Raw genomic sequence first — 12,236 nt, 5'->3', positions numbered from 1 at the left:
GTTACGGGTGCCCGATCTCCCCCGTGCCGCGCGCGATCAACTCGACCGGGAGAACGGTGCGCTGGGAGGGGGAGTCGTCGCCGTCGATGCGGTCCAGCAGGATGTGGGCGGCCCTGCGGCCGAGTTCCTCGGTGTCGGAGGTGACGACGGTGACCGGGGTGGGCAGCATGTCGGCGAGCTTGAAGTCGTCGAACCCCACCACCGCCACGGAGACTTGGAGTTCACGGCAGGCGCGCAGCACGCCCTCGGTGAGGAAGCCCGTGGTGGAGAAGACCGCGGTGGGCGGGTTCGCGGAGGCGAGCAGGGTGCGGGTGGCGGCCTCTGCTTCCTCGGTGGTGCCGGCGCGCAGGGTGACGACCAGGTCGTTGTCGGGCTCGATGCCGCTGCGGCGCAGCGCCTTGCGGTAGCCGCGCAGCCGGCGGCCGGTGCTGTAGTAGGAGGGCGCGACGAGGATCGCGATCCGGTCGTGGCCCTGGTCGACGAGGTGCTGGGTGGCCTTGCGTCCGCCCTCCTCGTTGTCGACGAGGACGACATCGGCCTCGGCGCCGGTGGCCGGGCGGTCGACGAAGACGATGGGCACGTGGTCGTGGCCGTTGATCTCGTTCAGGAAGGCGTGGTCGCCCTGGTCGGGGACGATGATGAGCCCGGCGACCCGGCGTCCGATCAGCTCGCCCACGGCCCGGCGCTCCACCTCCGGGTCCTCGTCGGCGGTGCTCAACAGCACTGCGTAGCCCGCCTCGTTGGCGACGTCGACGGCGGCCTTGGCGAGGGAGGCGTAGAACGGGTTGGTGAGGTCGCCGAGCAGCAGCCCGATGGTCATCGAGTTCTGGCCGGGGCGCAGGGAGCGCGCGATCTCGTTGCGCTGGTAGCCGATGGCGGTGATCGCCGCGTTCACGCGCTCGGCCGTCTCCTCGCGGACCGTGCCGATGCCGTTGACGACGCGGGAGACGGTGACTACGGCGACTCCGGCGCGCTCCGCGACGTCGCGCATCGTGGGCCTGGTGTTCTGGCTGTGCGGGGGACGACTTCTCACGTGAGTTGAAGACCAACCTTCCATCGCGTACCGGGGGCCGGGACCGCCCTCAGGATACGTATCGGGTCCCGGCCCGCCGCTCGGCCCGGGGCCCTAACCGTTGCTCTTGATCACGTCGTTGATCTTGCCTGTCATCGTCTGGAGGTCGGACAGCGGCTTCTTGCCGTTGAGGAGGTCCGGCCAGTAGGCGGTGATCAAGTCGTTGGACTGGCTGGCCCACTGCGTGGTGAAGCGCACGCCGATGGTGGTCGGTGTGTTCAGGCCCGCCTTGACGGTGGACTCGACGGTCGTCAGACCGGCTTTGTCGAGGGCGCCGTAGTAGGCGCTCTGCGCCGAGAGATAGGCCGGGGCCGCGACCGGGGAGTCGGGCAGCACCTTGGTCCACACGGTGGAGTCGAGGTACTTGAGGACCTTGAAGGTGGCGTCCGCGTTCTGGGTGTACGACGGGGTGCAGATGCCCACCGCGTCGTACAGGATGGCCGGCTTCGTCTGCTGGGGAAGCGGCGCGAACCCGTACTTGATCTTCGGCTTGTCGGTGAGGAAGCCGGCGGCCAGCCACTGGCCGCTCCACAGCATCGGGATCTGCCCGGCGGCGAACAGCGCCTGCTGGTTGCTGATGTCGTATCCGGGCGGTGCGACGGCCCCGCTCTTGATGCCCGCCGCGACCTTGCGGACACCGTCGGTGTACGTCGTGTCGATGGTCGTCTTGGTGGGGTGGTGGACGTCGTCGGCGAACGGCGCGCCGCCCGCCGACCCGGCGCTTCGCGCTCTCCCCGGCCAACCCCTCCTACTTCAGCGGCAGTTACGCGTCCGGGATCGGCAGTTCGCACACGCCCGGCCGCCACGTCTGGCCGCTGGCGATCGCCACCGCCGGTCTGACGGGCGACGCGGGCGAGGCGGCTCGGGCCCTGGAGATCCTGGCGGCCACCACCGCCGGTACCGGCCTGATGCACGAGAGCTTCCATGTCGACGCGCCGGGCCGGTTCACCCGGGAGTGGTTCGGCTGGGCGAACGCGATGTTCTGCGAGCTGGCGCTTGAGGTGTGCGGGGAGGGGGTGCGGCAGCTGTTTCCGGTGCATCCGCGGGCTCGGGGGCTCCTGACTTCTTAGAAAAATTCCTCGGCAGCGTGTCGATCGGTGGATCCCCCGTTCGACGGGTGGGTGGAGGCGCGGCCCGCGAGGCGGAATCCGGACGGGCCGCGGCTCTGTGATCAGCAAGTACTGTCCATTCGTCGACGAGAGGTTCGGGTTGCCGACCGTATGGCCGGCTGCCGGACGCCCCGAGGAGAAGTCATGCAGATCCGCGCCCGTATGAGCATGAGTGCCGATGGCTATGTGACCACACCGAACGGGTGGCCCGCCCAGACCGCCGACCCCGCGTTCGTCTCCGGCCAGAGCCACGGCATCCGGGAGTTCCTCGAAGGCTGCGAGGCGGCGCTGATGGGCCGCACCACCTTCGAGCCCGCGCTCACCAACAACCGCTGGCCATGGCCGGACCTCGACGTGTTCGTACTCGGCTCACACCGTCCGGACGGCACCCCTGACCACGTCATCACCGACAGCGACCCGGTACGGCTGCTGGAGAAGCTCCGCTCGGCCAACCGGGGCGGCGACGTCCACCTCATCGGGGGCCCGAGAACGATCGGGACGTTCCACGCCCTTGGCGCGCTGGACACCCTCGAACTGGTCGTACTGCCGATGCTGTTCGGTGGTGGGATGCAACTCACCCCCATGCTCGGTCCCGACACCGGGCTGGTCTTCCAACGCGAGCGCGCCCTCCCCGGTGGTTCGGTGGAGATCGTCTACTCATGCCGGGGCAGCCGCGCCGAACTGCCCAGCAAGCCTGCCGGCCAGCGCTGATCCCGGCCGGAGGAGCGGCGCCCCCGCCTGGCCGGCCTCACGGCGTGATCGTGAGGCCGTCGTAGTCCGACAGGTTGGTGAGGTTCAGTTGGCTCGGAGTCGTTGCCCCGGTCGTGGTGCCCGGCATCACTATGTGGCTCAGGGTGATGCCTGAAATGGGCGCTCCCGGGAGGCCGTTGATGCGGGCGGCGGTCGTACCGGCGTTGCGGACGCGGACGTTGGAGATCGTGATGCCGGTGACCGGGCCGGTGCCCGCCGTGCTGCCGGTCATCAGGGCGAGCCAGGTGCGGTTGTCGTCGTTCTTGTAGCTGAGCCGTTCGATGTCGATGTCGTCGAACTTGAGGTTGGTCGCGGCGGCCGTGCCGTACTTGTAGTGGACGCCGATGCCCACGGCCGCGTCGTAGACGACGACATGCTGGAAGGTGACCTTGTCCTGCGGCTCGTAGACGCCCTGGCCGACCTTGACGCCGTAGCAATAGGTCCAGGAGACAAGGTCGTTGAAGGTGACGTCGTCGAGAGGGCGGGCGGTGCCGGGGACCGTCCTGTAGATGTCGGCGACGTCGGGCCAGGTCTTGGTGCTGAAGGGGTCGTCGAGGCCGATGCCGATGGCGTGGTCGACGGTGACGTTCGTGGACTCCATGACGTCGATGCCGTCGTTCTCGCCCATGTCGAACCTGTTGAACAGCTTGATGTTGCGGAAGGCCAGGTCCGAGGAGCGCAGCGGGATGACCGCCCAACTGCTGGACTCCCGGAAGGTGATCCCGTCGACGGTGAAGCCGCTCGTGTAGATCGGGGCGAGGAGGTTCACGCCGAGGTTGGAGGGCGCGAGCGCGGCCTGGCCGTTGCCGTCGACGATGCCGCGGCCGTAGATCTTGATGTTCGTCGAGGAGTACCGGGTGGAGATGAACCAAGTGAGGTCCCGCCCCTGGGAGTTCTTGTGTCCGTTCACCACATAGTGGGCGGCCTCGCCCGTGTAGCGGAGTACCGCGCCGGGTGCGAGGTAGAGCGCGAGGTTGCTGCGCAGGTAGAGGTTGCCGAGGGTGTAGACACCGGCCGGGACGTACACGATGCCCTGGGTGCCGTTCGCGGAGCCGTACGCGGCGGCGTCATTGAGGGCGTTCTGGAAGGGAGTTGTGGTGTAGGCGCCGGTGTTCGGCTGGGCCGAGTACGGCACGCTCTGCACGTTGAAGATGCCGGCGCCGCTCGTGGCGGGGCGGTTGGTCTCGGCCGGGTCGGCGGCGATGACCAGCTCGGGGCGGCCGTCGAGCTTGACGATCAGATACTCGTCGTTCTGCACGGTGAAGGTCAGGGTCGGGCCGCTGACGGTCCCGGTGATGCCGAGCTTCTGCGGGCTGATGCTGTAGGCACCGATGGCCGTGTTGTTGAGCTTGGTGACCGAGATGGGGGCGGTGCCGGTCCCGAGGGCGAGTTGCGCGATGTCGTAGCCCGTGTACTTGGTGACGGGCACGGAGGTTCCGTTGACGGTCAACTTGTAGTCGGTGGACGCCGGGTAGATGGACGGGACCGGGTACGCCGTCACGGTCCCCGCCGCGGCCTGGGCGGGGTGTGGGGTTCCCAGGAGTGCCGCCACACCGAGCAGGAGTGCGGTGAGTGCGAGGGCCAGTCGGCGCCGGCGGGGGTTCTCGGCTCCGCCGATCGGCGCCAGTGGTGATCTCATCCGGTGTCCTCCCGTAGGGCAACGTTTCCATTGCCATGACAACATAATGGTCTGGACCACGGAACCCCCCGGCCCCTCGCGGCCCCCTGCCGCTCCGTTGTCACCTCAGGACGAACCTCCGTCGCCCAGGACTCAACTCCCGCAAACAGAACGGCGATCCTCCGGTCCGTCGCCGAATCGCTGCCATATTCGAGAACCACTTCGGAGGTGGCTGTGACGCTAGAGGCGACGACATCCCTGACGGCAGTGACACCTGCGGCGGACCGCACCGCCGGACGCATCGCCGACCTGGCGGAGCGACGGGCACGGGCGGTGGTCACCGGCGCGCCGAGAAGACGCGGGGCCCTCGGTGCGCGCGAGCGGATCGAACGGCTGCTGGACGCGGGCTCGTTCGCGGAGACCGGTGTGTTCGTGCGGGCGAGAACGGCGGGCGACGGTGCCCAACGGCCGTACGGCGACGGGGTCGTGACGGGGTACGGCACGGTCGACGGACGGCCGGTCTGTGTGTTCGCGCAGGACTCCACGGTCTTCGGCGGCAGCATGGGCGAGGCCTTCGGCGAGAAGACCGTGGCCCTCATGGACCTCGCCCTGAAGACCGGGTGTCCGGTCGTGGGGCTCAACGACTCCGGCGGCGCCCGCATCCAGGAGGGCGTCAACTCCCTCGCGCTGTACGCCGAGTTGGTGCGCCGCAATGTGAAGGCGTCCGGGGTGATCCCGCAGATCTCCGTCGTCCTGGGCCCGTGCGCGGGCGGCGCCGCCTACTCCCCCGCGATCACCGACTTCACCGTGATGGTGGACGGCGCCTCGCACATGTTCGTCACGGGGCCGGACGTCATCGAGGCGGTGACCGGCGAACGCGCCACCGCCGAGGAGCTGGGCGGCGCCCGCACCAGCAACTCCGTGAACGGCAACGCCCACTTCCTCGCCGCCGACGAGGAGGACGCGCTCGACACCGTACGCGACCTGCTGTCGTACCTTCCCGCCAACAACCTGGAGCCGCCCCCGGAGTACGCGCCCGGAGCCGTCGCCGCCGGGGCCCCGCTCGACGAGGTCGTGCCCGACCGGCTCGGCCACGTCTACGACATGCGGGACATCCTGCGCGCGGTCGTCGACGACGGTGAACTCCTCTACGTCCAGGAGTTGTTCGCGCCGAACATCATCTGCGCGCTGGCCCGGGTCGAGGGGGCGAGTGTCGGGGTCGTCGCCAACCAGCCGCTGCACTCGGCCGGGGTCCTCGACATCGACGCCTCCGAGAAGGCCGCGCGGTTCGTGCGGTTCTGCGACGCGTTCGGCATCCCGCTGCTGACCTTCGCGGACGTCCCCGGCTATCTCTCCGGCGTGTGCCAGGAGCGGGGCGGCATCATCCGGCGCGGCGCCAAACTCCTGTACGCGTACGCCGAGGCGACCGTCCCCAAGGTCACCGTGGTGGTGCGCAAGGCGTACGGCGGCGGGTACGCGGTGATGGGCTCCAAGCATCTCGGCGCCGACCTCAACCTCGCGTGGCCGACCGCGCGGATCGCCGTCATGGGCGCGGAGGGCGCCGTGGGCGTGCTGCACCGGCGTGAACTCGCCGCGGCGGACGACCCGGAGGCGCTGCGGGCGGACCTGGTCGCCACGTACGAGGCCACGCACGGTACTCCGTACCTCGCCGCCGAACGCGGGTATGTCGACGACGTCATCGCGCCACGCGACACCCGGGTCCATGTCGGCCGCGCCCTGCGCGCGTTGCGGGGCAAGCGAGCCCCGATGCCGGAGCGGCGGCACGGCAACATCCCGCTCTGACCGCTGAGTTCACCCCCTTCACGCCACTCCCCCGCCGCTCGCCCTGCTGTTCGTGAGGAGCCCGTCCGATGGACAGTCGCCGCCCGCCGCTCGCGCCCGCGTACCGGACCCTGCCCGAGTACGTGCGGCACTGGGCCGAACTCACCCCGGACCGCCGGGCGTTCACCTTCGTCGACCATCCCGCCCCCAACTCCCGTGGTGTGCACCGCACGTCGACCTGGCAGCGGCTCGATCTGCGGGTACGGGCACTGGCCGCCCGGCTCACCGAGCAGGCCGAACCCGGGGCGCGGGTCGCCCTGTTGTGCCCGCAGGGGACGGACTACATCGCCGGGTTCCTGGCGGCACTGGCCGCCGGGATGGTCGCCGTACCGCTGTATCCGCCCGGTCTCCCGGGACAGGGCGACCGGCTCGTCGGGGTGTTGGGGGACGCGCGCCCCGCGGTCGTGCTGACCACCGACCGGGTCCTGGCCGAGGTGACGGACTTCTGTGAGCGTGCGGAGGTGCCGGTCCTCGCGGCGGACCGGGTGCCCGACACCGCCGCCCTCAACTGGCTGGCGCCGGAGCCGAATTCGGACGCGACGGCCTATCTCCAGTACACCTCCGGGTCGACCCGGGCTCCGGCGGGCGTGCAGATCACTCACGCCAATGTCGTCGCCAACGCCCGCCAGGCGCTTGCCGCTTACGGCGCCGACGCGCATCCGGTGACCTGCGTGGGCTGGCTGCCGCTGTACCACGACATGGGGCTGGTGCTGAGCGTGGCGGCCCCCGTCGTACGCGGAGTGCCGTCGGTCCTCATGGATCCGACCGCGTTCCTGCACGAACCGGCGCGCTGGCTAAGGCTGTTGGCCGCGCATCCGCGCGCGCTGAGTGCCGCGCCGAACTTCGCCTACGACTACTGCGCCTCCACCGTCACCGAGGCGCAGAAGGAGGGGCTGCGGCTGGACGGGGTCGCCGCGCTGATCAACGGCAGCGAACCCGTCCGGCCCGGCACCGCCGACCGTTTCCACGCCGCGTTCGCCGCACAGGGGTTGGCGGCGGAGGCGCACTGTCCGTCGTACGGGCTCGCCGAGGCCACCGTGTTCGTCAGCGCCGCCCGGCCCGGCCGGCCGCTCGGACGGTTCGCCCTCGACCGGGACGCCCTCGCCGCCGGGAAGGCGCTGCCCGCACGGCCCGAGGATCCGCGGGCCGTGCTCCTCGCGGGGTGCGGAACTCCGGTGGGGCAGCGGGTGCGCATCGTCGATCCGGTCGCCCACGCCGTGCTGGCCGAGGGGGAGGTCGGGGAGATCTGGGTGCAGGGTGCCAACGTGGGGCGCGGCTACTGGAACAACCCCGCGCAGACCCGACGGGTGTTCGGCGCCTCGCTCGGCGGCGAAGCGCCGGGCGGCTGGCTGCGCACCGGTGACCTGGGGACCGTCCTGGACGGGCAGTTGATCGTCACCGGCCGGCTCAAGGACCTCATCGTCGTCGACGGCCGCAACCACTATCCGCAGGACGTGGAGGCCACCGCGCAGGACGCGCACCGGGCCGTACGGCGGGACCGGCTCGCCGCGTTCGGGGTGCCGGGTGGAACGGGCGGGGTGGGTGGCGCAGGCGAGCGGGTGGTGGTCGTCGCCGAACACACGCGGGGCACCAGCCTCGCCGACCTCGACGTGCCGGCCCTGACGCGTGCCGTGCGCGCGGCCGTCTCCGCGCGGCACGGGCTGCGGCTCGCCGATGTCGTCCTGGTCGCTCCCGGCACCGTGCCCCGCACTTCCAGCGGCAAGGTGTCACGGGCCCTGACCCGCGCCCGGTATCTGGAGGGCGACTACGCCACGGAGACCACGGGATGACGGCCGTCGACGGGAGCGGGCCGAACCACCGGGCAGGGGAACGGATGACGGCCGCCGACGAGAACGCGTTGCGTCGCCGGATCCTGGAGCGGGTGGCCGAGTGGCACGGCACGCCGGCCCATGACGTGGCGACGGACCGGCCGTTGGCCGAACTCGGTATGTCCTCGCGGGACGCGGTCGTGCTGGCGGGCGAGTTGTCGCTGCTGACGGGGCACGAACTGCCGGCGACGCTGCTGTGGGAGGCGCCGACCGTGGACGCGCTGGTGGCGCGGGTGTGCGGTACGGACCCCCGGCCCGACCCGCGTCACGTCCCCGCACCGGCCGTGCGGGCAGCGCCCGGCGAGCCCGTCGCGGTGATCGGGGTCGGTTGCCGACTGCCCGGCGGAGTGCGCGGCCCGGACGACTACTGGCAGTTGCTGATCGACGGCGTCGACGCGATCAGGCGCGTCCCCGAGGACAGATGGGGCGACTTCACGCCGTTTCCGCCCGCCGAAGCACCCTTGTACGGCGGCTACTTGGACGACATCGCCGGATTCGACGCCGACTTCTTCCGGATCACCCCGCGCGAGGCCGCGGTGATGGACCCTCAGCAGCGGATCCTCCTGGAAGTCGTCCGCGAGACGCTCGACCACGCCGCCGTCCCGGCCACGGCCCTCGCGGGCACGGCCACCGGCATCTACGTCGGAGTCTCGGCGCCGGAGTACGGCCGCCTCACCGGCGCCGACGCGCACGCCGTCGACCCCTGGGCCCCGGCGGGCGCGGCCCTCAGTGTGACGGCCGGCCGACTGGCGTACGTCCTGGACACCCGCGGTCCCAACATGGCGGTGGACACGGCCTGTTCGTCCTCCCTGGTCGCCCTTCACCAGGCCTGCGTGAGCCTGCGCGACGGCGAGACCGACGCGGCGATCGCCGCCGGGGTCAACGTCCTGCTCTCGCCCACCGTCGGCGTCGCCTTCGCCCGGGCGGGGGCGCTCGCGCCGGACGGCCGCTGCAAGCCGTTCGCCACGACGGCCGACGGCATCGGGCGCGGTGAGGGCTGCGTGGCGGTGCTGCTGAAACGGCTGTCCGACGCGGAGCGCGACGGTGACCGTGTCCTCGCGGTGATCCGCGCCACGGCGGTCAACTCCGACGGCCGCTCGGGTGGCCTGCTCGCCCCCAACCCGGCCGCGCAGCAAGCCCTGTTGGCCACGGCGTACGGGCGGGCCGGACTCGTCCCGGCCCACGTGGACTACGTGGAGGCGCACGGCACCGGTACCCCGCTGGGCGACCCGATCGAGGCGGGCGCGCTCGGCGCGGTGCTGGGCGCGGGCCGTGACCGTGAACAGCCCCTGCTGCTCGGCTCGGTGAAGGGCAACCTCGGTCATCTGGAATCCGCGGCCGGTCTCGCCGGCCTGGTCAAGACGGTCCTCGCCCTCCATCACGACCTCGTCCCGCCGTCGCTGCACGGCACCTCGCACCCCGACCCACGGCTGCGCCTGGTCACCGAGCCCGAACCCTGGCCCCGCTACAGCGGCACGGCCACCGCCGGTGTCTCGGGCTTCGGCTTCGGCGGCACCAACGCCCATGCGGTGGTGGAGGAACGGCGGCCGACCGTGCCTGCGACTCAGGGGGTCGGGGGGACGTCGGTCGAGGAGCCGACCGCCCGTCTGCATCTCCTCTCCGACATCGACAACGAGCGGGTCCGCGACACCGCCGCCCGGCTCGCCGCGTGGCTGCGCACACCGGTCGGAAGCGCGGCCCGGCCCGCCGATGTGGCGCGCACACTCGCGGGACGCACCGGGCGCGGGCCGGTGCGCGCCGCCGTCGTCGCCCGCGACGGACGTGAACTGGCCGATGCACTGGGCGCGTTGGGCCAGGGCGACCGGGACCCGCGGGTGCTCACGGGCGACCGCGACCGGGTGGGGCGCGGTCCGGTGTGGGTGTTCTCCGGATACGGCACCCAGTGGACCGGCATGGGACGTCAACTCCTCGCAGAGGAACCGGCCTTCGCCGCCGCAGTGGAGAAACTCGACGCCCGGCTCGCCGACGTCTTCGGCTTCTCGCTCCGCGCACACCTGACCTCCGCCGGACCGCTCGACCGGCTCGATGTCTCCCAACCAGTCCTCTTCGGCACCCAGTTGGCACTCGCCCAGCTGTGGCGGTCCTACGGCGTCGAACCCGCCGCCGTGATCGGCCACTCCCTGGGCGAGGTGGCCGCCGCTGTCTGCGCGGACGCGCTGGACGTGGTGGACGCGGCGCGGGTCGTCGCCGTACGGGCCCGGTTGCTCGGTGGGCTGCGCGGGGGCGCGATGGCCGTCGTGGAACTGGAGGACGGTGAACTGGCCGACCTGGAGGGGGAGTTCCCGGGTGTCCAGGTCGCCGTGCACTCCTCGCCCCGGCAGAAGGTCGTCACCGGTGACGAGGTCGCGGTGGCCCGGTTGGTGCGCCGGATGGAGGAGCGGGGGCGGGCCGCCCGGGCCATGCGGGTCGTCGGCGCCGGACACTCGCCGCACGTGGACCCGCTGTTGCCGGAGCTGGTCGAGGCCCTCGCGGACCTCCGAGGCCGGTCGCCGCGTATCCCCGTCTACTCCACCGTCCTGGACGACCCGCGCGGCGCCTGCGAGTTCGGCGCCGACCACTGGGCCGCCAACCTGCGCCGGCCGGTACGGCTGGACCGGGCCCTCGCGGCGGCTGCGGCGGACGGTCGTACCGCCTTCGTCGAGATCTCGCCGCATCCGGTCCTGGCCCGGTCCATCACCGACACCGTGCCCGACGCGCTCACCGTGGGCACGCTGCGCCGCGACGCGGCCGGATCCGCGGCGTTTCTCGGGGAGTTGGGCGCCCTGTACGCGGCGGGGCTGTCCCTGCCCGTGCCGACCGGCCAAGTTGTCGACCTTCCGCTGCCGCGCTGGCGGCACGTGCGGTATTGGTGGACGGACGGGCGGGGGCGTGTGACAGGGGACCGGCCGGCACGGCCCGCCGCTGTCCCGGAACCCGCCGCTGTCGTGGAGCCCGCGCCCGATTCGGTGGTCGCCCGGCTGAGCCACCACATCGCCGCCGTCACCGGGCATTCCCCGGCCCGCATCACCCCCACCACCGCGTTGGCCGACCTCGGTCTGGATTCCCTGATGGCCGTCCGGATCCGCACCGCTCTGGACCGCGAGTTCGGGATCGAGCTGCATCTGCGTGACCTGTTCGACGCAACGACCATCGACGAAGTGGCGGACCGGATAAGACAGTTGACCGACACATCAGGCCCTCTCCGCACGCTGCACGGAGGCGGCACGCACGCCCCGCTCTTCCTCTTCCACGCCGCCGGCGGCACCGCCGACGTCTATCGCGCACTCGCCCGACACCTGGGCGACGAACGGCCGGTGCACGGTCTCGACCGGATCGAGGACGCCCGTACGGTGTCGGAGAAGGCGCGGCGCTATGTCGACGAGATCACCGCCGTCCACCCCAACGGGCCGTGCGTGCTGGGTGGTTGGTCCTTCGGCGGGTTCGTCGCCCAGGAGACGGCACGCCTGCTGGTCGCCGCCGGGCGGGACGTCGGACTCGTCGCGCTCATCGATTCCGTACGCGCCCTCCCCCAACCCGGCCGCTCCCCCGCCGACCGCGTCCGCGCCCATCTCACGGGCTTCGCACGGCACATCGCCGACACGTATGGCGTCCAACTGCCGCTGCCGTACGACGAACTCGTGGCGATGGACGACGACCGCGCACGCATCGACGCCGTGCTGCGCACCCTGCGCGGCGCCGTACGGGTGCCGCCCGCCGCCCTGGAGCACCAGCGTGCCTCCTACCTGGATCTGAGGATCGGCGAGGCACACCGCCCTGGCCGGTACGAGGGCCCGGTGGTGCTGTACCGGGCCACGGAACCGGCGCCGCACACCGTGCGCGACCCGGCGTACGAGCGGGACGACGACGCACTCGGCTGGGACGAGGTCTGCCCGCGCCTGACGGTCGTACCGGTGTCGGGGCATCACCTGTCGCTGCTCGACCCGCCGCACGTCGATGAGATCGCCGCCCATCTGCGGCGGGTGCTGGCCTCGCCGGGCGGAACCGCCGCACCGGCC

The 12,236-nt window shown here is 71.7% G+C and carries 7 protein-coding genes and 1 pseudogene; 5 read left to right on the top strand and 3 right to left on the bottom strand.

Annotated features, from left to right (window positions below; genetic code table 11):
• Position 1 precedes the first annotated feature (1 nt).
• Positions 2-1,033, bottom strand: a complete 1,032-nt coding sequence (locus OC490_RS38985) for a LacI family DNA-binding transcriptional regulator (RefSeq protein ID WP_262062774.1) — start codon at positions 1,031-1,033, stop codon at positions 2-4.
• 93 nt (positions 1,034-1,126) lie between these two features.
• Positions 1,127-1,732 carry an extracellular solute-binding protein gene (locus OC490_RS38980; protein ID WP_262062855.1) on the bottom strand — a complete coding sequence of 202 codons (606 nt, stop codon included), beginning with the start codon at positions 1,730-1,732 and terminating at the stop codon, positions 1,127-1,129.
• Positions 1,733-1,845: 113 nt separating this feature from the next.
• Between OC490_RS38980 and OC490_RS38975 the strand changes: the two are divergent.
• A pseudogene (locus OC490_RS38975) lies at positions 1,846-2,142 on the top strand (glycoside hydrolase family 125 protein); the annotation flags it as partial.
• A gap of 183 nt (positions 2,143-2,325) precedes the next feature.
• Positions 2,326-2,892 (top strand): dihydrofolate reductase family protein, encoded by a 567-nt coding sequence (locus tag OC490_RS38970; RefSeq protein WP_262062773.1) that lies wholly within the window; start codon positions 2,326-2,328, stop codon positions 2,890-2,892.
• A 37-nt stretch (positions 2,893-2,929) separates the two neighbouring features.
• Here OC490_RS38970 and OC490_RS38965 read toward each other — a convergent pair whose 3' ends face one another.
• On the bottom strand, positions 2,930-4,570 hold the full coding sequence (locus tag OC490_RS38965; protein WP_262062772.1) for a glycosyl hydrolase family 28 protein: 1,641 nt from the start codon (positions 4,568-4,570) through the stop codon (positions 2,930-2,932).
• Between the two features lie 246 nt (positions 4,571-4,816).
• Between OC490_RS38965 and OC490_RS38960 the strand changes: the two genes are divergently transcribed.
• The 3 genes from OC490_RS38960 to OC490_RS38950 all read left to right on the top strand — a co-directional run.
• Positions 4,817-6,352, top strand: coding sequence for an acyl-CoA carboxylase subunit beta (locus OC490_RS38960; protein WP_262062854.1), 1,536 nt, complete (start codon positions 4,817-4,819; stop codon positions 6,350-6,352).
• Positions 6,353-6,420: 68 nt separating this feature from the next.
• Positions 6,421-8,181, top strand: coding sequence for a fatty acyl-AMP ligase (locus OC490_RS38955; protein WP_262062771.1), 1,761 nt, complete (start codon positions 6,421-6,423; stop codon positions 8,179-8,181).
• A gap of 44 nt (positions 8,182-8,225) precedes the next feature.
• Positions 8,226-12,236: beta-ketoacyl synthase N-terminal-like domain-containing protein (locus OC490_RS38950; RefSeq protein ID WP_410099234.1), on the top strand; the 4,011-nt coding region annotated here is incomplete at its 3' end.

Source organism: Streptomyces sp. STR69 (assembly GCF_024519455.1).
Taxonomy (GTDB): domain Bacteria; phylum Actinomycetota; class Actinomycetes; order Streptomycetales; family Streptomycetaceae; genus Streptomyces.
The sequence above is the reverse complement of the archived record's forward strand: the minus strand, read 5'-3'. Positions and strand labels throughout refer to the sequence as shown.